Annotated in this window: 17 protein-coding genes; 8 read left to right on the plus strand and 9 right to left on the minus strand. The window is 50.0% G+C overall.

Annotated elements, in window-relative coordinates:
* Positions 1-208 precede the first annotated feature (208 nt).
* The 6 genes from FJM74_RS05360 to FJM74_RS05385 all read left to right on the plus strand — a co-directional run bounded on the left by FJM74_RS05360 (position 209) and on the right by FJM74_RS05385 (position 10,601).
* Complete coding sequence (locus FJM74_RS05360) at positions 209-1,033, plus strand: M48 family metalloprotease (protein WP_187261541.1); 825 nt, start codon at positions 209-211, stop codon at positions 1,031-1,033.
* Between the two features lie 47 nt (positions 1,034-1,080).
* Positions 1,081-2,232, plus strand: a complete 1,152-nt coding sequence (locus FJM74_RS05365; protein WP_187261542.1) for an App1 family protein — start codon at positions 1,081-1,083, stop codon at positions 2,230-2,232.
* A 483-nt stretch (positions 2,233-2,715) separates the two neighbouring features.
* The gene (locus FJM74_RS05370; protein ID WP_187261543.1) at positions 2,716-4,242 is read left to right on the plus strand and encodes a hypothetical protein; all 1,527 of its coding nucleotides are present in this window, start codon (positions 2,716-2,718) and stop codon (positions 4,240-4,242) included.
* Between the two features lie 189 nt (positions 4,243-4,431).
* Positions 4,432-5,805 carry a neutral/alkaline non-lysosomal ceramidase N-terminal domain-containing protein gene (locus tag FJM74_RS05375; RefSeq protein WP_187261544.1) on the plus strand — a complete coding sequence of 458 codons (1,374 nt, stop codon included), beginning with the start codon at positions 4,432-4,434 and terminating at the stop codon, positions 5,803-5,805.
* 654 nt (positions 5,806-6,459) lie between these two features.
* Entirely contained in the window at positions 6,460-7,584 is a 1,125-nt protein-coding gene (locus tag FJM74_RS05380) for a hypothetical protein (RefSeq protein WP_187261545.1), read from the plus strand.
* A gap of 428 nt (positions 7,585-8,012) precedes the next feature.
* The gene (locus tag FJM74_RS05385) at positions 8,013-10,601 is read left to right on the plus strand and encodes a heavy metal translocating P-type ATPase (protein WP_187261546.1); all 2,589 of its coding nucleotides are present in this window, start codon (positions 8,013-8,015) and stop codon (positions 10,599-10,601) included.
* 346 nt (positions 10,602-10,947) lie between these two features.
* On the opposite strand, the gene FJM74_RS05390 is transcribed toward FJM74_RS05385, so the two are convergent.
* From FJM74_RS05390 to FJM74_RS05415, 6 genes are all read right to left on the minus strand, one after another.
* A complete protein-coding gene (locus tag FJM74_RS05390; protein ID WP_187261547.1) occupies positions 10,948-11,628 on the minus strand; it encodes a DUF2461 domain-containing protein in 681 nt (226 codons plus the stop codon).
* A gap of 346 nt (positions 11,629-11,974) precedes the next feature.
* Positions 11,975-12,703 carry a YdcF family protein gene (locus tag FJM74_RS05395; protein WP_241738963.1) on the minus strand — a complete coding sequence of 243 codons (729 nt, stop codon included), beginning with the start codon at positions 12,701-12,703 and terminating at the stop codon, positions 11,975-11,977.
* A 333-nt stretch (positions 12,704-13,036) separates the two neighbouring features.
* Complete coding sequence (locus FJM74_RS05400; protein WP_187261549.1) at positions 13,037-13,258, minus strand: DUF2905 domain-containing protein; 222 nt, start codon at positions 13,256-13,258, stop codon at positions 13,037-13,039.
* An 18-nt stretch (positions 13,259-13,276) separates the two neighbouring features.
* Positions 13,277-13,891 carry a hypothetical protein gene (locus FJM74_RS05405; protein ID WP_187261550.1) on the minus strand — a complete coding sequence of 205 codons (615 nt, stop codon included), beginning with the start codon at positions 13,889-13,891 and terminating at the stop codon, positions 13,277-13,279.
* 11 nt (positions 13,892-13,902) lie between these two features.
* Positions 13,903-14,721, minus strand: coding sequence for a metallophosphoesterase family protein (locus FJM74_RS05410; RefSeq protein WP_187261551.1), 819 nt, complete (start codon positions 14,719-14,721; stop codon positions 13,903-13,905).
* A gap of 139 nt (positions 14,722-14,860) precedes the next feature.
* Complete coding sequence (locus FJM74_RS05415) at positions 14,861-15,733, minus strand: glycosyltransferase family protein (RefSeq protein WP_187261552.1); 873 nt, start codon at positions 15,731-15,733, stop codon at positions 14,861-14,863.
* A gap of 168 nt (positions 15,734-15,901) precedes the next feature.
* Between FJM74_RS05415 and FJM74_RS05420 the strand changes: the two genes are divergently transcribed.
* Positions 15,902-18,367, plus strand: coding sequence for a type IA DNA topoisomerase (locus FJM74_RS05420; RefSeq protein ID WP_187261553.1), 2,466 nt, complete (start codon positions 15,902-15,904; stop codon positions 18,365-18,367).
* A gap of 169 nt (positions 18,368-18,536) precedes the next feature.
* Here the strand turns inward: FJM74_RS05420 and FJM74_RS05425 are convergent, their stop codons facing one another.
* Positions 18,537-18,941 (minus strand): hypothetical protein, encoded by a 405-nt coding sequence (locus tag FJM74_RS05425; protein WP_187261554.1) that lies wholly within the window; start codon positions 18,939-18,941, stop codon positions 18,537-18,539.
* 605 nt (positions 18,942-19,546) lie between these two features.
* Here FJM74_RS05425 and FJM74_RS05430 point away from each other — a divergent pair.
* Positions 19,547-20,515 carry an SWFGD domain-containing protein gene (locus FJM74_RS05430; RefSeq protein WP_187261555.1) on the plus strand — a complete coding sequence of 323 codons (969 nt, stop codon included), beginning with the start codon at positions 19,547-19,549 and terminating at the stop codon, positions 20,513-20,515.
* 431 nt (positions 20,516-20,946) lie between these two features.
* Here the strand turns inward: FJM74_RS05430 and FJM74_RS05435 are convergent, their stop codons facing one another.
* Complete coding sequence (locus FJM74_RS05435; protein ID WP_187261556.1) at positions 20,947-21,591, minus strand: carbonic anhydrase; 645 nt, start codon at positions 21,589-21,591, stop codon at positions 20,947-20,949.
* Positions 21,592-21,623: 32 nt separating this feature from the next.
* Positions 21,624-23,195, minus strand: coding sequence for a SulP family inorganic anion transporter (locus FJM74_RS05440; RefSeq protein WP_187261557.1), 1,572 nt, complete (start codon positions 23,193-23,195; stop codon positions 21,624-21,626).
* Positions 23,196-23,305: the final 110 nt, after the last annotated feature.

A 23,305-nucleotide genomic window follows, 5' to 3' on the forward strand; every position in this document is an offset into this window, starting at 1 on the left:
GGACCTTTCTTCTTTAACCATAACCATCATTTTTTAAGAAAACTTAGAACCATAGTGGCCGCTCCGGGTGGCCTAACACAAAGCCTTTTTGTCCGTAAAGGCAGATACATATCAAAAATTAACTTTAGCGGCAACCGGAAATCCTCCTGGTTACCTGGAGCAATGCCGGACGCTAACCTTTTATATCTTTAAATTTAAGTATCTCTAAATGAACAAATTTTTCTTTACCCCTTCCGGCTTCGTTTGTTTTCTGGCCTTATTTTTCCTGGCCAGCTGTTCCGACAACGAGGGCGTTATTTTCTCTACCCAGGACGATGTAAACCTGGGAGCTCAGGTAGCGGCAGAGGTCGACTCCACTTACCGGGCCGAGGGAAAACTGCTCGAGCGCAACAGCGCCAATGCCAAAGCGTACCAGCACCTGGACCGCATCGTGGACCGCGTCCTCAACTCCGGGCAGGTAAAGTACCGCACCGAGTTTCCGTGGACAGTAAAAATAATCCGTGACGACGAGAACCTTAACGCTTTTGCGGCACCCGGAGGCTATATTTATGTATTTACCGGCATTATCCGCTACCTCGAAGACGAAGATCACTTTGCTGGCGTGCTGGCCCATGAGATTGCCCATGCCGACAAACGGCACAGCGTAAGGCAGCTACAACGCGACTACGGCATTTCGCTGTTACTGTCGGTGGCGCTTGGCAACAATGCCGGTGCCTTGCAGCAGATAGCGGCGCAGCTGGCCGGCACGCTGGCCGGGCTCAGGTTTAGCCGCGAAGCAGAAACTGAGGCCGACGACACCTCTGTCATTTACCTGGGCGGCACCAACCACTATGCCTGCGATGGCGCAGCCGGCTTCTTTATGAAGCTGAACGCAGAGGCGCAGCAAGGCAACCCGCCTGAGTTTCTCAGCACCCACCCAAACCCCGAAAACAGAGTGGAGAACATACAGCAGCGGGCACGGGAAAACGGCTGCAGCACCACCTCCGCCACCGATTCCGACTTCAACGAACTGAAAAAAAGCCTTAACCTATAACCAGAACCGGCAGCCTGCTTTCTGGCAGGCTCGCCACAACCCGGGCTATGAAAAAGATAAAGAAAATTGCCAAGAAGACCGTACTGAAAGCGGAGGAGAAATTTGATGTGCTTGCCTTTGAGCTGCGGCGAAAGTTAAATATGTTTGGCCCCCTCCAGATTGTACCGTACCGCAGCTATGGCACCCCCACCCGCTTGTATGTAAAAGGCCGGGTACTGGTAGACAAGGGCGTTACGCAATCCGACATACAGGACACGACCTGGCAAAACCTCCTCAACATGTACCGCCGTTTTCATAGCGATGAAATCCCGAATGCCAGGGTGCAGCTGGAACTGCAGGGCCAGCAGTACGAAGTTACCACCGATGTAGAGGGTTATTTTGTGCTGAACATGGAGCCCAAAACTCCCTTGCAGCTGGAGGACATCTGGCACCCGATAGAATTAAAGCTGGTGGATTCGCCTTTGGAAATGGAGGAAACTGTTACCGCCACCGCCCAGGTGCTGGTGCCTCCGCCAGATGCAGAGTATGGTATTATCAGCGACATAGACGACACGATTGTATACACAGGCGCGACAAGCATGCTGAAGACCGGCAGAAACGTGCTGCTCAACAATGCGCACCGCCGCATCCCGTTCCATGGAGTGTCTTCGTTTTACAAATCGCTGCAGCTGGGGCGCAACGGCAAGCTCAACAACCCCTTTTTCTACGTGTCCAGCAGCCCCTGGAACACCTATGACCTGCTGTACCACTTTCTGGAGCTGAACAATATACCAACCGGCCCGCTCCTGCTGCGCGACTTCGGCATAGACGAATCTAAGTTCCTGAGCTCCGACCACATGAGCCACAAGTACAAAGAAATAGAGAACCTGCTCATCACCTATCCGGAGCTCGAGTTTATTTTAATTGGCGACAGCGGCCAGAAAGATGCCGAAATTTATAGCGAGGTGGTTCGCAACCATCCGGGCAGAATCCTGGCTATTTATATCCGTGATGTGAACGTGGAGAAGCACACACGGAAAGTGATATCTATTGCAGATGAGCTCAAGAAAGCAGGAAACGTAGAGATGGTAATTGTTAAAGAAACACTAGAGGCAGCAGAGCACGCCGCCCAGCATGGTTTTATATTTACGGAGGAACTCCCCGAGATCGCAAAAGAAACCGCTTTGGACGATTCGGGTGATAATGAGGCAGAGGAATAAGGATTAGAACGTGGGTAATCAAAGCAGAGGCCGCTCCTCTTACAGCTTCTTTAGCTGCAAAAAACATCCCGGAATCTGAAGTTGTATTTCTCCACTCCGACAGGCAAGAAGAAGTGATATGCCCTGAAACGTATGCACTTTTTTCTTAAATTCTGCCGGTTTCGATTCCGGAAAGCGAAGACGTTGGGCATCGTATACGAACAATGACAGAACTTATCGGAATTCAGCATTTGATTTGTTCTTATTAAGAAAAAATCTTGAGTCTTTTGTCCTGCGTCTTGTGTCCTGTAGCAGATGGCAATACAAGTTCGATTTCCGGGAAGTTAAATCGCTTTATATAGCGCTCATCATTTTTAATTAACAGGATTTCAGACAAGCTGTTATTTTTTGTGGTCAATTAGTACCTTTAAATTTTAGAGCAGCTTTATGGCCGGTACTTTAACCGCCGAAGCCCATAAAGTTGTGACACCCTATTGACGTGCTATGGGCCGCCCGCTACTGATCCGATTCCTGCTCCTGTTTTACCTGGTCCTGTACCTGCTGTTCCCTACGCAAAACTCCTCTTTGGATGCCTACTATTATGGCGCCTGCATCCGGTATGGCAATGATTTGTTTCTGCCCCACCACCTGCTCTACAATGCTACCTGCTACCTGCTGCTGCTGCCGCTAAAGCTCCTGGCCCCGCAATTAGACGAACTCACCGTGCTAAAGATGCTGAACGCCCTTTTCGCGGCGGGCAGCCTTTGGGTGCTGGCAAAACTGCTGCAGCGTCTTCAGTTGCCGGCAGGCACACAGATTGGCTGGATAATGCTGGCGGGCTCCTCTTTTGGCGTATGGCGGTTTGCCACAGAGAACGAGGTCTACCTGCTGCCAATCCTGCTTTCTCTGGCAGGCAGCTATGGCTGGGTGAAGTATGTGCAGCAGCCAAAAAACGCCTACCTGGTTTGGTCTGGTTTGTTCGCAGCCCTAGCCTGCCTGTACCACCAGCTGCATGTGTTCTGGTGGCTGGGTTTACTGCTTGGCCTTGTTTGGCAATTCAGGAGTTTTAAGGTAGTGCTCCTGTTCGGGCTCCCTGCCCTGCTGGTGCCACTGGTATATGTCCTGGTGCTGGTTTGGTACCTGGGGCAGGCGCTGCAGGTACAGCGCCTGCTGGCCTTCGTGTTGCACGACTTTTATGCAGGCAGTGCCGGAACCTCCATCGGGGTGCTCAATTTCGTACTCTCGGGTGTAAGCTTTGTGCGCACTTTTGTGCAGGTACACGGACTGATGCTGTACCTGCCCGGCAGAAGCTGGTGGTGGCTGCTCCCGGCCTTGGTAACGGTTGGCCTGCTGGTTTGGGCAGTGCTCCGGCAGCCGCTGCAGAAAAGAAAAACAGCCAGTTCCGAAAGCCTGCTGGTAGGGAAGGTACATTTGCTGATCCTGCTGCTGCACCTGGGGTTCGCCTGGTTTGCGGTGGGCAATGTGGAGTTTATGGTGATGGTTCCTTTTCTGTTACCGCTGCTGCCCTGGCTTCCATTTTCCGGCCTGTTCCTGCAAAAAACCGGGGCAGCCTTCCTTATCTGGAATTTCTGGTATGGCATATTTCCTGCCTGGCACTTCCAGCTGTCTCCCAGCAGCCACCTGGTCGAGATTGTTCACCGGCACCCGGAGAGCTTATTTGTTCTGAACGAGGCCTTGCTCGTCCGTAATGCCTATTATTACCGCTACGGCGTAAAGGATGTGCCCCGGGTGCAGAAGTCTCCGTCGCAGTTAGCAGCCAGACCAGCCGGCACAGAAGAACTGGCCCGTACCCTGGAGGAGCGCCTGCAGGCAGAGCCGGCAAACGGGGTGCTGACCGATTGCATCAGGAAAGCAAACGTCATAAACCGGGCTTCTATCGTATCAGAAGACCGGGATAAAGCCTTTTTCCGGCCATACCATGCCACGCCTGTCGACTCTTTTCGCACCATTTACGGAACACATTACCTGCACCAGTTAAAGCCGCTCCCGCATGGCCAGGCAGGGCAATAAACACAGCTCCTGAGCAGCAGTAGCGCCTCTGGAGGGGGCTTTTCATTAGAATAATTTGATAGATGATGGTTGGTTGGTTGTTAAAATCTTAGGGGGCTGTGGAATAGTTGTTAAGAGTCAGACCTTCGCTCCTATATAGTTTTTTATTTTTTAATTTTGAATTTGTCGAAGCCACCACCTTGCGCGCCAATGCCAAACATCAGATGTCCGAAAACTGTGCTGCTGCTCTTGTTTGCTTCTATGCTGCTGCCCTCTTGTGTCATTCAGCAGATCGACCACACGCCATATGAGCAAACGGATTATTTCCGCCAGACGCTAGAGCAGTTGGAAGCACATGCTCCAGTGGTGACCTCCACCGACACCCTGCAGGTAGGCTGGGCCAAAGTGAACATCACCCCACCCCTCCACACGCCGCTGGCAGGCTATGGCAAAAGGCGTGGCATGAAGTACACTTCCGTGCACGACTCAGCCTATGTGCGCACCTTCTCGTTTGGCAACGGGAGCAGCCAGGCCTATTTCGTAGCACTCGATATGCTGATTACGCCCATGGCCGTGTCGGCAGCCCTGGAAAAAGAGTATGCGCGGCTTGGGCTGAAACCAGAGCAGGTATATCTTTCGGCCACCCATACGCACACCAGTTTTGGAGGATGGGGCAAAAAGCTGATGGGAAGGATTATGGCTGGTAGGTACAAGGAGCAGGTCGTGCAGGCTACCGTGCAGCATATTGTGGCCAGCATGGCGCTGGCGCAGGCCGGGCAGCTTCCGGCACGTATCGGCTACGGCCAGGTGCATGCCGCAGAACTGGTCGGCAACCGGCTAACCGGAGATGCCACAGCCCTGGATACGACCCTGCGGTATCTTAAGTTTGAGCAAAAAGGTGGTGGCACGGCCCTGCTCTGCAGCTTCTCTGCCCACCCTACCATCCTGCCCTCCAGGCAACCCATTCTCTCGCGCGATTACCCGGGCGCTTTGGTTGACTCTCTGGAGTCGGTAGTGGATTTTGCGGCTTTCTCGGCAGGGGCAGTTGCCAGCCACCGGCCCCACACCCTGCATGGCGACAGCTTTGAGAGCACCGCCGCGCTGGGCAACAGCTTAGCCCGTAAGATTCTGAACAGCCTGCCAAATACCGGCACTTCTTACCATTCCAGGCTTGGCTATGCCAGCGTGCCACTACAACTACCGGAGCCACAGTGGCGCTCCGGCGACAGGCATCGTTTTGGCCCCGGCCTCTTCCATACTTTCTTTGGCAACTACCCCGCCTACCTGAGCAGCCTGCAGTTGGGTAACGTGGTGCTGCTGGGGGTGCCGGCAGATTATTCAGGAGAGTTTCTGAAAACACTCACAGCCCAGGCCAAAAGCCAGGGGCAGGAGCTGTTGGTTACCGGGTTTAATGCGGGTTATATCGGCTATGTAACGCCCGATGAGCATTATGGGCTGAAGAATTACGAAACCCGGGCCATGAACTTCTACGGCCCACAAAGCGGCAGTTACCTGACAGCCATGCTGCTCCGGCTCCTGCAACGCCACCAACCTGAAGCCGCTGATAATCCGGCCAACCCTTAGTGCTTCGCCAAACTCAAAATTAGAGATTCTGATAGCTTTCAAGCCGTAAATCTTTCAAGAAATCCATTTAGGGGAGCAAAAGATATTTAAGCGACATCTGTGTGGGCCGGGTCAGCAGCATCAGAAGCAGAGAAGGGCTCTGGAGGGCTGTTTTGATTAGAATAATTCCGAATGACAGACTTCTTTCGCCTCTTAAACCGACCCGATAGATTTTACTTGGGTGTACGTAGTTGTCCGGTCCGGTTTTTCCAGGAGCTACACGCCTGCCTTGCTGATTAAAAAATCAGAAAGACGATGGGTTCCTAGAGCCAGTCTGCCACTGTTCCGGCACAGCCGTCTCCTCCGCTACCCCCTTTCGTCTCTCAGCAGCACAACGGAAGCCTCTTATCAAAGCGCCTATTGCACGTACTGCTCTACAGGTTTCGACCGATCAAAAATAATTCAGGACTGTTTTGGCCTCAGTATTATATTTAAATCTGTTATATTTCAAGTTCAATAACCAGGCTATTTCCAAAGGTTGCTGCTGAATAAGTCGGGCTTGCCGGAAAGCACTAGTACCTAACAGGAGCTAACGGATAAAAAAGATGTTACGAGGAGCAGCTGCCTCATCTATTTTTATTAAGCAGCCCATAGAACAGCGCGAAAAGATATTAAATGAATAAGGCAACTATCTGGTATTACAGTGCGGTTGGGGTCTCTGCCTTCGTTTACCTGGCCTTGGGGTATTTTATTTCCTGGCAGGCATATGGGCAGCAACTGATGCTGAGCGCAATCATTTTTGTAGCCTACGTTGCTATAGCGCAGCACAAAACAAATGTCCGGACAGGCATAGGGGCCGCAATCGGGTTCCGGCTCCTGCTTCTGTTTTCGACCCTCTCTCCTGCTGCCAGTTCTGCCGGCTTTTGGGGGAGCCTCTCCTTCGCAGAAAACAGCACGATGCTCCTGCGCATACTCTGGCTTTTATGCGAGGCAGGCACCATGGTGCTCCTGTTACGGCTGATCCGGAAAATGGGGCTTCCGGACAAAAATGTGCTGCTATATGCACTCAATCCGCTGGTGATACTGGAGCTGACCTTGCACCTACATATAGTTGCCTGGCCCATCTTGTTTTTGACACTTGCGCTTTATTTCCTTTACTACCACCGGCACGTATTTGCTGGCGCTGCCTTTGGTGTAGGGGTCAGCGTACTGAGTTTGCCACTTCTTTTTATTCCGCTGGTATTCCGCCGGACCGGCCCTGGCCCTTTTTTGGTATTTCTGGGAGCTTTGGCGGCAGTCCTGCTGCTGCTGTATTATGCCGGCAGTGTGCAGGCAGACATGCAGGAGCTTTTGCTGCCGGATAAAAGGCTGGATCAAACGTTTAATGCGAGCCTTTACCCCGTATTCAGTTCGCTTATGCCTGGTGCAGGCAAGGTGCTGCCAGGCTATGTTCTTCCTGTTGTACTGGTCGCCATTTCGGTTGCGCTGGCTGTATTCAGAAAACAGAACTCTGTGCGCAGGCTGGCAGGATACATGGCCACAGTGCTTACCGTGTACCTGCTGCTGAGCCCGGCTGTGTACCCCTGGCAGCTCGCCCCCCTGCTGGCCCTGACCTGCTTAAGTCAATTCAGGTTTGCCATTGTCTGGTCTGGCCTGCTATTTATTGCCTTAAACCCTGGCTTCCGGCAGCATGAAACTGCCTTGTTGCTGCTGGAGTACGCCATTGTTTTTTTGTGGCTGATCGTAGAAATCTATTTTTACCGGCAAAGACGCAAGCAGCTTAATATCCAAAAGCAGTAGGTTAAAAGCGCCAGAAAATTGCAAATTTTTATTTATTGCTCCTCAGGAAACCGGAAACTCGGCTTTTTCCCTTCTTTTTTATTCCAAGGTTGTTGAAGGATCTTTAGTGAGAACCTCAGTTCTTAAACCCTCTCCTGTGGAGCATGCTTTTTTTTCAGCATGTTTTGCATACTTTCTTTAAAGGTTGCGCATCTTATAACTCGGTTTATGAAAGGCACAGCAGTTCAACTTCGTCCGAAAATGCTGCAATAATAGCTAAAAGGCACTTTCTGCTATAACCAGAGAGGCAGCGGCTACTCTATTCTGCTAAAGCGAATACACCAATATAATGGAAAAGATGCTTAAGAGATTTAATAGCCGTATAACTATATTTATACAAAATTAAATAATTGAACCAGCCCCTACTGTGTAAACTTAAAGCTCTTGAAATGATACATACTTATAAAATAAAAGGCATGACGTGCGATGGCTGCCGGAATAAAGTTGAGGGTGCGCTTAACTCCATAGAGGGAGTAGAGGCAACGGTGACCTTATACCCCATGGAGGCAATTATTGCCATGGAAAAACATGTGTCCACCGAAGAATTGCAGAAAGCCTTATTTACTGCCGGAAATTATACGATTGAAATGTGCCCTTCTCCGGCGCACCAGGCTCCTGTCCATCAGCATCAGCATCAGCACCATAATACCCATCAGCAGCAGCCACATGAGCAGCAGCATCCCCCAACAGCGGCCAAAAATCCTGTGGCCAAAAGTGGTGGCAAGTATTATTGCCCTATGCACTGCGAGGGCGATAAACTCTATGCTAAACCGGGGAACTGTCCGGTGTGCGGCATGAACCTGGAAAAGATTCCTGAGCTTCCACAGGCAGCCTCCCAATACACCTGCCCCATGCATCCGGAAATCGTGCAGGATGGACCCGGCCCCTGCCCTATCTGCGGCATGGATCTAGTGCCCATAACCCCAACCGAGGAGGAGGACAGCACCTATAAAGGATTGCTGAAAAAATTTAAAGTGGCCGTTCTTTTCACAGTTCCCATATTTATAATTTCAATGGGCGAGATGATACCCGGCAATCCAATTGGCCGGATTCTGCCCCCCTCGGTTAGTAACTGGCTGCAGTTCCTGTTTTCACTGCCAGTTATTTTCTATGCTACCTGGATGTTCTTCGAGCGGGCCTGGGTGTCCATCCGTACCCTTAATTTAAATATGTTTACCCTGATAGGCATTGGCGCAGGAGCGGCCTTTGTATTCAGTATCGTAGCCCTCTTGTTTCCTGAAGTTTTTCCGGCCCAGTTCAAAGGACCGGACGGGTACGTGCATCTTTATTTTGAAGCGGCAACCGTGATTCTCACGCTGGTGCTATTGGGACAACTATTAGAAGCAAGAGCCCACAGCCAGACCAGCGGTGCCGTAAAAGCGCTTTTAAAATTATCCCCTACAGATGCCGTTCTGCTCGTGAACGGCGAAGATAAAATAATCTCGATAAATGACATAAAAAAGGGCGACTTGCTGCGGGTGAAGCCAGGAGAAAAAATCCCGGTAGATGGAAAGATAACAGAAGGAAGCAGCAGCGTGGATGAGGCCATGATTACCGGTGAGCCTATTCCGGTAAATAAAAAAGAAGGCGACAAAGTCAGCTCCGGCACCATAAATGGTACCCGCTCTTTTATCATGGAGGCTGAGAAAGTAGGCGCTGACACCCTGCTCTCGCAGATAATACAGATGGTTAACAATGCCAGCCGCTCCCGGGCACCCATCCAGAACCTGGCAGACAGGATATCCAAATATTTTGTTCCTGTTGTGATCGTTGTCGCAGTAATTACTTTTACTGTTTGGGCTGCCTGGGGCCCTGAGCCCGCTTATGTTTTTGCCTTTGTGAACGCCCTGGCAGTATTGATTATCGCCTGCCCGTGTGCTCTCGGGCTGGCTACCCCTATGTCGGTAATGGTAGGCGTGGGCAAGGGTGCCGAAAGCGGGGTGCTCATAAAAAATGCCGAAGCGCTGGAGAAGATGGATAAAATTGATGTGCTGATTACTGATAAAACGGGTACGATTACGGAGGGCAGGCCATCGGTAGAAAAAGTAGTTGGCTTGAATGATAACGACAACACAGCAGTACTAAGATTCAGCGCTTCGGTTAATCAGCACAGCGAACACCCCTTGGCGGAAGCAGTTGTAAAGGCCGCTAAAGAAAAACGCATGGCGCTCGGTACCTTAGAGAATTTTTCGTCTGTGACCGGCATGGGCGTGACTGGCCTGGTGGATGGACAAAAGGTTGCCCTCGGCAACATAAAGCTAATGGAGCAGGAGCAGGCAACGGTTTCGCCGCAAATGGAGGCGGAGGTCGTCCAAGAGCAACTGGCGGGTAAAACAATTTCTTATTTGGCAGTAGACGGAGAAGTGAAGGGCTATGTGGCGATAAGTGATGCCATAAAAGCCACCAGTAAAAATGCCATTCAGTATTTAATGGATAAGGGTGTGGAAGTTATCATGCTCACCGGCGACAATGGCAACACGGCGAAAGCCGTAGCCGATGAATTGCACTTGAGCAGCTTTAAAGCAGAGGTATTGCCGGCCGATAAACTAGCCGAAATAAAACAACTGCAGGCACAGGGAAAAATAGTGGCGATGGCAGGGGATGGCATTAACGATGCCCCTGCTCTTGCCCAGGCAGACATTGGAATTGCCATGGGAACCGGCACCGACGTAGCCATAGAAAGTGCCACCATTACCTTGCTAAGAGGCGATCTGCAGGGCATCGTAAAAGCGAAAGAACTAAGTCATGCGGTTATGCGCAATATCAGGCAAAACCTCTTTTTTGCCTTTATCTATAATGTACTGGGCATACCCATTGCAGCGGGGGTCTTATATCCTGCCTTCGGCCTGCTGCTCTCACCCATGATTGCGGCAGCCGCCATGAGCTTTAGCTCCGTATCGGTAATCGTGAACTCTTTGCGCCTCCGAAACTTAACCCTAACACAATCCCGAACCAGCCTGCATCAAAGCAAAATTTAGAAAAGATGGCAGAAAGGCTTTCTGGCAGCTTTACAAATATCAAACCTTCCTGAAAAATTAAGCAGGAAGCGTGCCCCTTTAAAAATAGCATTGCCTGTATACGGGTAGCAATGTCCTCTCCAAATGCAGGTTTTTCACCTGCCGGAACTTTCCAGAATAATAGAAAAAGAATGTTTGATAGTATAGCCAAATATAGAACATATCAGGGTTCAACACAGGATTTGTTCTCAGTATGAAAAGATCTTGCGTCTTAAGTCCTGCGTCTTTAGTCCTGTACCAGATGGCCATACAAGTTCTATTTCCGGGATTTAAGCCGGCGTCTGTAACAGGTATGGGCGTATAGGTATTATTCTTCAGTTTCCTGGAGTGGTTGGCGCAGGAAATCGTTCAGCGGCTTCACTGTTCTGAATGCATCCAGCACGATATCCATAAAATTGGGGCCCAGCACTTCGTAGTCGGGTAAAGGTCTTACTGCATTCCAGCTTTTAAAGCGCAGGTAAGCAATGGCCGGGTTGTCTTTTTCGTAGCCTTTGGGGCTAGTCTTGAGCTGCTCCCCCGAGATTTCCGGAAAATGCTTTTTAAAGGCGGCACTTTCTACTATTCCTTTAAAGGTGTCGAGGTTATAATCGATTTCCTGTCTTACGGCTTTCAGGTCGGCGGCAGGGGGCATCCAAAGACCACCGGCCACAAAAGATTGATTGTTACCGGCCAGGTGCAGGTAGTAGCCCGGAAGAGTAGACTTGCGGCCACCCTCTGCCAGGTAGGCCCCAAAATGATCTTTATAAGGGCGCTTGTCATGCGAGAACCTGACATCGCGGTAGATCCGGAATACCAGGTCTTTTCCCTGCTGCCCGTACGCAATCGGCTCGAAGGCCTGCATGCGGGTCAGGAGCTCGTCCAGAAACTGTATATAATTTTTCCGGGCGGCATCATAGGCAGGCTTGTGCGCTGCAAACCATTCACGGGTATTGTGCTCCGCCAGCTCATTAATAAATTGCAAGGTTTCTTTTTCTATTGCTGCTGCCATATTTTGTTTGGTTTCCTGAGTATCTACTGCTGTAATTAAAATTTGGATATCACTTTTCCAGAAGAAGTTCTTCAGACACCGCCGGAACTTGCAGCCTGCCAAACCACTCTCCTTCTACTAATCCATCATCTATAGACTGGGACCTCACTTTTCGGAACCAAAAATGGCTCCACCTTGAGACAAACAAAGCACGACACACGAATCACAACATTTTATTCTTTGTTTAAAGGGAGAAATAAATTCCGATAAGTGATTTTGCTGTCTGTAAGCATGTAAAAAGGTAATTATTCTAATGAAAACAGCCCTCCGCAGTCGCTGCAGCTGCTGCTGCACATTGTTTTTATTGTTAACAATAGCCCATGATTTTGTAGATGACGTACCCGGCTACTTCGTGGATGAGCAGGTGCCAGTCAGAGAACGCCTGAATGCTGGGGATCAGCACTTCGTCCGGGGTGAATCTTCTGTCGCTGGCGTAAAAATCGGCACTAAAAGAGGTGGTGTTCAGCCCGGCCTTCTCAAAACAGCCTGCCGACCGCCGCATATGAAAGGCAGAAGTTACCAGCAGCAGCGTGTCCAGCTCCGGGTGTTTTTGCAGCAGCTCGGCCGTGTTGGCAGCATTCTCGCGGGTATTGCGGCTCTGAGTTTCCAACAGGATGTTATGGGCAGGAACCCCGGCCAGGAGCAACACCTGCCGGAGCTGTTCTGCTTCCGTTACGCCTCCTGTGCCCAGTATGGTCGCGGTGCCGCCCGTCACTATAAATTTGTCGACTTTCCCTAGCCTGTAGAGGTGCAGGGGGTGCAGAAAACGGTCGGCCCCTCGCCTGGTGTGCACCCGGTCTGCCACATGCTCCGTGCCACCGGTAATGCCTCCCAGTATAATAGCCGCATCGTACTTCTCTACCTCTTTTATGGGCATGGCCTCCACTTCCCAGGCGCGCCAGGCTTCGTTGGACAGAAACGGGTTCGAGAACAGCAACAGGAGCGCCAGCGCCGACAGCAGGCAAGTTTTCTGCCACCTCAGCGATTTCAGAAAAACGGCCAGCAGCAAAAGTGCCAGTACCCACAAAAAGGGCATCAGAAAAAAATGCAGAAGTTTTGAAAGCAGAAAAAACATGCAACGTGGTTCAGAGTAGGCGCCATGGAGGAGTTACCATTACCTCCTCCCTTTATACCTGAAGCCGGGAAGCCTGCCCGGAGGTGTAACCGTAAAGCCCTTGACCGTGGCAAGTTAGCCAGCTACGCTTATAAAAACCAATAATTATTATGAGCAGCTGAAGGGGCAGGCTATCATTTAGTTGTCATATTAGGCCAGGCCGGGGCCAAATTATTCTAATAAAAAAGGCCCTCCGGAGACTTTTTTTCTGCTGCAGCATTAGGGCCACAGGTTTGATCAGAACAGCTTCACCTCTTAAAAAATCCGCCTGATAACCCACAGCAGCAGCGATAACAAGACACTGATCAGAATCATGCTCGTGATCGGGGCGAAAAAGCGGAAATTCTTGCGCTCCACCCTGATGTCGCCTGGCAATTGCCCAAACCAGCTGAACTTATCGCCGGCCAGCCACACGACCAGCCCGATTACGATAATTATAACTCCAATAAGGACTATTGCTTTTCCTGTTGAAGGCATACTGTGCGCTGTTTAATGTTAAAAACTCACCCGAACCCCAACCGACAGATTCAGGATGTCCCAGGGCCGAAGCCCTTTTTCTTTAATAAGCGAGGTCAGCACCAGGTCGTATGTCCCTAGCTCGCTATACAAGCACAATTCTTTTATTAGCTTTGTCTGGTCCTTAAGTCTGAAATTGAAAGAGGATCCGGCATACCCCAGAATCCGCAGCCTTGTGGACCACCAGTAATACCCTTTTGGGTACTTCTCGTGCCACGCCAAGCTGTACTGATCTCCGAAGTGGTAGCTCAGGCCGATTCCTGCCCGCAAAGGGGTTATGCTGTGCCCCGACTTCAGGCCGATCCGGAATGGCTGGTACAGCGGTTTCAGGGTTATCAGGTACTGGTTGCGTTCAGCCTGGAACCTGGGCAAAAACCCGAATAGCAACTCTGCCGCCACCCGCCTGGTATGGGTTGTGTAGTGAGGGCCCATGGCGAACATGCCCATGTTGCCTGCATGCTGCAACACGGCACCATCTGGCACATACCACGCCGACTTAAAACCCTCGCGGCTGTAATCTACCTCCTCCTGCGCTATGGCACCAGGTGCCAGGCAAAGCAGGCAAAAGCAAATTAAAAGAAGACTCTGATACATGAAATCGGTGCTTAAAAGTGGATGCGCTCCAACTGGTATTTATCCCCTACGATCTGCATCACCATATACTCCCGGTTATCGGTGGAGGCTACATTCAGGTGGTTTATCCCTTCTTCCTCCAGCTTATAATAATCATAGGAATGCGTATGCCCGTGTATCGATAGGCTGACGTTGTACTTTTTCAGAAGATGCTGGTAACGCTCCTTGTTATGTGCTCCAAACTCTGGGCTGTTGGGCGGAATGTGAGATACTACAAACACATTGGTATAAGACTCCCGATCCTGCAGTTGCTCTTCCAGCCAGTTCAGGTCTGGGGCCTGCTGATCGAACTCCAGGTAATTGGTGTTCAGAAAAATAAATTTATTGCCAGCCACCGAAAAGGTGAAATCAAACTCTCCGAACATCGCTTTGTACACCTGCTGCCCGTTGCCAACGGCGTCGTGATTGCCGATTACGGCCACATACGGCACAGCCAGGCGTTTTAAGCTGCGGTGCACCCAACCGAACTCCTTCAGGAGGCCATAGTCTGTAATGTCGCCTCCGTGCAATACAAAGGCAACATCGTGGCGGCGGTTCAGGTGGTTTACCATGTCATCGTTATCAGCATAAAAGCCCTGCGTGTCGGCTGTAAGGGCAACTCGGAGGGTGTCGGCTGGTGAAATCTTTAAATTTTGAATGCGGGCGATGTGCTGCTCGTTTATTTTCCGGTCTTCGGGTTGCAGCCTTACCTCATAGGGGCTATACTCGAACATGTCGCAGGAAGTAAATAATAACAGGAAGAAGGCCACCATTACAGCTGAGGGCTTACCACAGCAGTATTTCATTTTCATAGTTTTAAACCGGTTCAGATATTGGTATATTTAGAATATACCAATAATACAAATACTAAGTTTCAAAACTGCTTCAATTCCCCTTGAATAATTATATAAGTCCAAATTTTGGATTTTTAGAAACCAGTCTTTGGCAGGCTTACATAATTTTGTAATTCCTGTATTCCCAAAGTCTGTAGCCGGTAACCTTCTCAACCAATATTCTTATGCGGTCTTTAAAGGAGAATGATTTTCTGCTCACATCATAATCAAACTTCCAGTTTTTGTTCTGTATTCTCTGGTGCATCACAGCAGGATGAGTCCCGGAAAAAACACCTAAGGCATCAATTCCGGAATAATCAAATTCTTCTGCTTTTGCCACGTTCTTCTCCACCCATTCATCAGGATGCCAGAGTTTTTGGAAAGATTCCTGCTTGTGCTGCATTGCCCGTGGGTCCCGAACCCACCCATAATGATAAATACTTGCCCTGATCGGCTTTACCTGCAGTTTTTTACCATTGTCTTTTCTAAAGCCTTGTGCATCGCGGTAGGAATAAATATTCTTCTTGTTCCGAATAATTCTTATTTCTTTCCGATACCAGCTGGATGACTCCCCTACGTAGTCATAGGACCCATAGAAATGTTTATAATTAAAAAGAAGCCCGTCTACGCGTAGATCGTTCTTATAGGCAAACATGGCATCTCTGATCACCTCTACATCATCTTCGTGCAAAACCTCATCGCCCTGAATGTAAAAAGCCCAGTCTGAGTCTGGTGAAATGGCAGCAAATGCTTTATCTGTTTCCACCGCCAGCACGCGTCCACCTTCCCGTAAAGAATCATCCCAGACTGTTTCAATTATCCGGATTTTATCGGATTTGATATTTTGGATGAGGCGCAACGTTTCATCTTCAGAATTTCCTACCGCCACAACCACCTCATCGCATAGGGGCAGTATCGATTGTATTGCTTCCACGATGGGGTAGTCGAACTTCAATGCATTTCGCACAAAAGTAAATCCGCTGACTTTCATGGCATTATAAGTATATTGGTTTTTAACAAGCCGACAAAGGTAGACCCGTTTACGGGAATTTTCTAATCTTTAGCAATTCCTACTCCTCTGGCCCTGCCTGGCCCGCCTCGGAAATGAGCAGAGAATAAAGTAAATTTGAATGTTCTAACATGTCTAAAACCCGGAACTTTGAAAGTTTGTATCGCTGAGAAACCAAGTGTAGCCCGAGAGATTGCCAACGTGATTGGTGCCAAAACCAGGAAAGACGGCTATTTTGAAGGCAACGGCTACCAGGTTACCTGGACCTTCGGGCATTTCTGCCAGTTGCGCGAACCAGACGACTACCGACCCGAATGGAAACGCTGGAGCCTGTACGACCTGCCCATGCTGCCGGAGCGCTACGGCATCAAGCTCATGAAGGACAAAGGCATCGAGCAGCAGTTCAAGGTAATTCAGAAACTGCTCGACCAGGCCGAGGAGGTAATAAACTGCGGGGATGCGGGCCAGGAAGGAGAAGTGATACAGCGCTGGGTGCTGACAGAGGCCAAATTCCGTAGACCTTTCAAACGGCTCTGGATATCGTCGCTGACCGAGGATGCCATCCGGGAAGGCTTTGCCAAGCTCCGCGAGGGCTCTGAGTTTGACCTGCTCTACCAGGCCGGCAAAAGCAGGGCCATCGGCGACTGGCTCTTGGGCCTGAACGCCACGCGCCTCTTTACGCTGAAATATGCGCAGGGCAGGCAGACGCTCTCCATCGGGCGGGTGCAGACCCCAACCCTGGCCATGATCGTGAACCGCCATCACGAGATTCAGAACTTTGTGCCGCAGCCCTACTGGGAACTGAAGACCATTTACCGCGACACCACTTTCTCCAGCACCAACGGCCGTTTTCAGAAAGAAGAAGAGGCGCAGCAGATACTGGCTGCCATTCAGGAGGCGGAACTGACCATTACCGATGTCGAGATAAAAAAAGGCACCGAGAGCCCGCCCAAACTTTTCGACCTGACATCGCTGCAGATCGAGTGCAACAACAAAATCGGACTGTCGGCCGACGAGACACTGAAGACGGTGCAAAGCCTGTACGAGAAAAAAGTAGTGTCGTACCCGCGCGTTGACACGGTTTTCCTACCCGACGATATTTACCCAAAGATTCCGGGCATCCTGCAAGGCCTGTCTAACTACCAAAGCGAAGTGGCTCCCTTGCTGGCCGCCAAAATCAGGAAATCAAAGAAAGTATTCAACAACAACAAAGTAACCGACCACCACGCCATCATACCAACCGGTGCGGCGGCAGGTAACCTCTACGACCGCGAGGCAAACGTGTATGACATTATTACGCGCCGGTTTATTGCCGCTTTCTACCCCGATTGTATTGTGAGCAATACCACGGTGCTGGCAGAGTCGGCCGGCTATGCATTTCGGGTGAAGGGGAAACAGATACTGGAGCCAGGCTGGCGCGTGATTTACGGAGCCGACGACCCGACCAAGGCGGAGCCAGCCGCCAAAGAGGGCGAGGCAAAAGACGAGGAAGAGACAGCCGGTGTGCTGCCACACTTCGAGAAAGGAGAACACGGTCCCCACGCCCCGCTGCTCGACAAGAAGATGACGAACCCGCCGAAAGAATATACCGAGGCCACCCTGCTGCGCGCCATGGAAACAGCCGGCCGCCAGGTGGAGGACGATGAACTGAAAGAGGCACTGAAGGAGAACGGCATTGGCCGCCCCTCCACCCGCGCCGCCATAATTGAAACGCTGTTTAAGCGCCAGTACATCCGCAAAGACAAAAAGAAAATTGTGCCGACCCAGATGGGCATCGACCTGATTGGTGTGATCCCGAACCAGACACTGAAGTCGGCGGAAATGACGGGGCAATGGGAGCGCAAGCTTCGGCAGATTGAGAGTGGCACCTTTGCCTCCGATGCCTTTTTGCAGGAGCTGCAGCAGTTTGTAGTGGCGCTGGTGCAGGAAGTAAAATACGACAAGGCCACCGTAACACTGGAGCCCCAGGAACAAGCCGCCCCGTCAGCAAAAGCAGGCAAGGCGGCAGAAGGCAAAAAAGAGGCGAAACCGAAAGCCGCGAAAACAACAGCTGCTGCTGCTACCGCAGGACTTGGCTCCTGCCCTGCCTGCCAGCAAGGGCACATCGTAAAAGGCTCCAAAGCCTACGGCTGCATCAGGTTCAGGGAAGGCTGCCGGTTCCTGATCCCCATAGCGCATTTCGGAAAGCAACTCACCGATAAGCAGGTTTCCAGCTTGCTGGCAAAAGGAAAGTCCGGCCTGATAAAAGGGTTTAAAAGAGAAAGCGGCGAACGGTTTAATGCGAACCTGGTACTAAACAGCTCACAGCAAATAGAGGTGGAAAAAGTGGAGGCAACAGAGGCGCCGGATCCGTTTGCGCAGTGCCCGCGCTGCAAACAAGGGCGCCTGCTGAAAGGCAAAGCCGCTTATGGCTGCAGCCGTTTCAGGGAAGGCTGCCACTTTACAGTACCGTTCGAGATGGGTGGCAAACAGCTGACGGAGAAGCAAATTGGAATGCTCCTGTTAAAAGGAAAAACCGGGGTCATAAAAGGCTTCACTTCTGCCAAAACCGGCGAACCGTTCGATGCCGCCCTCACCCTAAACGAAAACGGACAGGTGGTATACCAGTTCGGATAAGCATATCTTAACTTTGGCTATTGCTGGCCTGAATTATGCTAATCAAAATGCCCCTCCAGAGGATTCTGCTGCTGTTCAGTAAGCCAGGGTATCACCAATTTGTTACCCTGGCTTACAGGAAACATAAGAGTACCTCATGCCGCCCTATCAAGCAGAGAGCGATAGGGGCTTACTTATCTTTCATATTGAAGCTAACTTCCTTGGTGAAGATATTAGTCCTTGAATCTGTGGCAGTGACCTCCAGCAGGTAAGTGCCGGGCACAAAGGATGGCTGGTGAATCAGCGTGTCGAGCTCCAGCACTTTTACATCGGGAGTTTTAACGATGTTGACAAGGGCCGGCTCACCATTGCTCCCCTTTACCACAATTGTGAGGCTCTTAATCTGGTCTTTGTCCACTACCGTTAATTTCACCGGAAATCCATGCTCTACCAGGTAACTGCGGTTGGCTGTAGGCGAGGCAATTCTGATATCAGGCTTAGAGCCATCTGGCAAGGAACTGTCTTCAAAAATATCCTCACAGGAAGATAACATCAGAATGGCAGCAAGAGAGGCCATTAAGGTATTCAATTTCATAAAGGTTGGCTAAAAGGTATTGATATAAAACTATAATTCGTCAGATTGCTGACGCTACTTTGGCTAAACAGCATCGGGTGTAAAGAAGGAACACCAAAAGCTGGCAGGCAACTTCTTCTATTCTGAGGCATCGCGGCCTGTGTTTGTTGATGTCTAAACATTCACTGTCCGCAATTCATTCCAAAAAACACATAAAATGCGGAGCCGGTTCGATGGCCCTGCGCGCCAGTAGTTCAGCGGGGATTAGAATATCTTAGAAAAAGGTCCGGCAGGCGCCCTGAACAAAAAAATCCATTTCTGCCAGACCAAGCGGTGGCAGCCCTGCTTTTACTTTTCACCTTAGCATATTTATTATTTAACCTCCTGTTTTACAACTAGCTGCAAAATATAACTACTGACTTTGAGGCTGGAGACAAAGGTATCTGATTGCCTGTACAAAACAAGGAACAGGGGCACCTAATTTAACCTGGTACAAGCCTTCCGGAAAATGGCATCGCGCTGTAATTTAATAACTTTAAGATGTTTACACCGTAAAAAAAACTTGTCGTTGAAAGGTTTTTTTTACGACAAGTTATTATTGATTTTTTAAACCTAAACAAATACCTATGAGAAGCTATGAAGATTCGGGTTATAACCCGTACAATGAAAACACTCGTTCACAAAGCAGAGGATCAGCCAGAAACTATTATTCTGATGAGTTTGACCTGACTAACGGCCGAATTCGTAATGCCTATAGAAGCTCTGCTGACAGAAGCGGATCGGGGGAAATGGGATCTGGCCGTGACCACCATGCCTCGTCTGGCTATGGCGGCACCTCTACATACGGCAATTCGCCTGGCAGCTACGATCAAAGCTCCAGATCCGGTTCCTCTAGCTATGGAGGTTCCAATTATGGCTCCGGGTATGGTTCAGGCAGCAGCCAGCGCTCTCAGGGGTCACGCAACAGCGACAACTGGAGCTCTAATCGCTATGACCAGAACCGCGACAGCAACCGCAGCAGTTGGGATCGTGCCGGCGACAGTATAGAGAACTCCTGGGAAAGAACCAAGAACAAAGCGTCTAACGCCTGGGATAGGCTGACCGACGACGACGACAATAACTATAACAGAAGCTCATATAACCGCACCTCCGGCTCTTATGGCACTGGCTCCTCCTACGGCAACAGGTATGGCACCGGTTCATCATCCGGATATGACCGTAACTACGGAACCAGCAATTATGGCTCCGGCAGCAGCTATGGCACTGGCAGCAGCTACGGTTCTGGCAGCAGGCATTTAGGCGACAGCAACAGAAGCTGGGACAGAAGCAGAAGCAGCGATGACTGGGATAGAAACAGACATCATGACGACGACAGAGGATTCTTTGACCGGGCAGGTGATGAAGTTAGATCTTGGTTCGGAGACGAAGAAGCAGAAAGAAGAAGAAGAATGGATGAAATGCGCGATCGTGAGCAGGACCGCGACTGGGATAATGACTCCCGCTCCTACCGGTCAGGCAGATCGACCACTAGCAACACCTATAGCGGACCTCCCTACTCTTACGGCTCTTCTTCCCGCAGAGACTATGAGTGGTAGGCTCCAACCAGATAAGACCTCTGAAAACCTGTTTAAATAAAATGCAGGCACATCAGAGAGATTATTTCTAGTTATTAAAAAGGCCGGCTGCAATGGCAGCCGGCCTTTTTGTATGCGCCATTGCCACTTGCAGGTTTAACTGCCTGTTCTTTAGCAGCAGGAGTTCTCGCTCAATGGGCATCCTGATCTGAAAAATTGCCCCGAAACCAGCCCGGCAGTTTCTTAGTCAAGAAAAATATCAACCAATTGAAACACCTCACCTATCAACAGCGGTAGCCTGTTATAGCTCCGGAGGCCAGTTTTTATTCAAATAATTTGCTCCTAATTTTTAGGAGAACTCCGCACCCGCCAAAAAGAAGGTCCTTGCTGCTATTGCCGCAAGGACCTTTCTTCAGGTGGCTTAAAAATTTGTCTTAAAAGAGCAGGACAGGCTAAGCGGTTTTTACACCTGTGGCCTCACAGATGTTGTAAATACGATCAAAACCCTTAAATGCGTCGACCTTCACACCCAGATCTTTCAGATACCCTTCCCTCAGGTCGTATACCAAACCGTATAGCCGTGGCGGATCTTCCGATTGAAGCGCATTCTGAATAATAGAGGTTTTGGATAAATTATGGACCTGCTCAATCACGTTCAGCTCAACAAGCCGGCGGTGACGCGCCGTCTCATCAGAAATGTCCATTATTTCGGCTTCATGCAACCTCATCACATCTTTGATGTTACGGAGCCAGTTGTCGATAAGGCCGAATTGCTTGTTGCTGGCGGCAGCCGCCACCCCGCCACAGCCATAATGGCCGCAAACTATTATTACTTTAACTTTCAGAACCTCTACGGCATATTGTAATACAGAGAGCATGTTCACATCTGTATGCACCACCATATTGGCTATGTTGCGGTGCACGAACATCTCGCCAGGGCCGGTCCCAGAAATTTCGTTTGCCGGCACACGGCTATCAGAGCAGCCGATAAATAAATACCGGGGTTCCTGCCCTTTAAAAAGCTTGTTGAAATACTCCGGGTCTTCCTTTCGCTTGGTCGCAACCCACTCTTTGTTATTCTTGAGAATTCTCTCCATAATGGCTTTATATTCGATTAGAATTTAGTTTACTAATGCATATGCGTAACAGGCACTTCATCTACATGAATAACTTCCACAAAAATGTTACGCTCTTTCGCTGACTCTTTGAAGTTCTGGATTGCCTCCAGCACGTCGTAATCTATGTACTCAGAATTGCCACCGTCAATAATCACATGGCTGTTATTTGGCAGCCGCTCCAGGGTGAGCACGATACTGGCCTTGTTCAGAAATGACACGTGCTCGCTAAGCTTAATCCGGATGATATCCTTGTCCTTATGCGCTTCTTTGTGGAAGAAGTATGGAGAGATATAGTTTGCTTTCAGAATGAAGAATATGCCAACAGAAAGGCCGATACAAATCCCAACCAGTAGGTCTGTGAAAAGTATAGCCAGAACTGTTACAATAAAAGGAATGAACTGCTCGTGGCCCAACTTAAACTGTGTCCTGTACAGGATAGGCTTAGTAAGCTTAAAGCCTACAACCAGGAGCACTGCTGCCAGGGCCGACAGCGGGATCAGGTTCATAAACTGGGCTAAGATCAGTACCGACAAGGCCAGGAACAAACCATGCACAAAAGCCGACACCTTGGTCTGTGCCCCGGCCGAAACGTTGGTAGAACCGCGTACGATAACAGCTGTCATTGGCAGGCCGCCCAGGAGCCCTGCCACAATATTGCCGACACCCTGTGCTTTCAGTTCACGGTTGTTAGGCGTACGCCGCTTGTGCGGGTCAAGCTTGTCGATAGCCTCCACGCTGAGCAGGGTTTCGAGGCTGGCCACAATGGCAATGGTAAAGGCCACTATATATAAAGACGGGTTGGCAAGCTGATCGAAGCTCATAAACGTAAGCTCATTTACCAGGCCGTTAAAACCATCTATAACAGGCAGGTTTACCAGATGCGATGCCGAAACAGCCAGCTCCGGGAAGTAACTGATAAAAAGTAAATTAACAAGGATGGAGGCTACAACGGCTAAAAGAGCCCCCGGTACAAAACTCAGAATTTTATGGCTTTTAATTTTTGGATTATCCCAAAGCAGGATGATCATCAGCGAGATAAAACCTATCAGCAGCGCCCCCACCTGGATGGTGGAGAAAGCATAGCTTATGCCTGAAAAAGTGTTGCGGCCATCTGGCTGAAGAAAATTCATTTCGCCGAAAAAGTCTTCGTCAGCTCCCATAAAGTGAGGGATCTGCTTCAGGATCAGGATAAGACCAATGGCGGCTAGCATCCCTTTGATAACAGAAGAAGGGAAATAAAGTCCGATAACGCCGGCTTTGATAAAGCCGAGCACCAACTGCAGCACACCGGCCAGGACCACGGCCATCAGAAAAGCCTCGTAGGAGCCTAACGTGGCAATGCCGTTGAGCACAATGACAGTTAAGCCAGCCGCCGGCCCACTTACGCTAAGCTGTGAACCGCTGAGCCAGGATACCAGCACCCCTCCCACTATACCCGTCACTATACCCGCAAACAATGGGGCTCCTGAGGCCAGAGATATTCCCAGACAAAGCGGCAGGGCTACAAAAAAGACGACAAGCCCGGCAGGAATATCCTTTGCAAGATGTGCCAGGTAATTGGGTTTGTTTGGTTGATCTCTCATGAATTAATTAGATAAGCTAAATTTTTTATCAATTTTCTACTATTAAAAAAACAATAGAGTCTGATTTTCTATTTAGCCAAAAGTAATTCTGACAGATTAAACCGAAATTA

The sequence above is a fragment of the Pontibacter beigongshangensis genome (genome assembly GCF_014332515.1).
GTDB lineage: Bacteria > Bacteroidota > Bacteroidia > Cytophagales > Hymenobacteraceae > Pontibacter > Pontibacter beigongshangensis.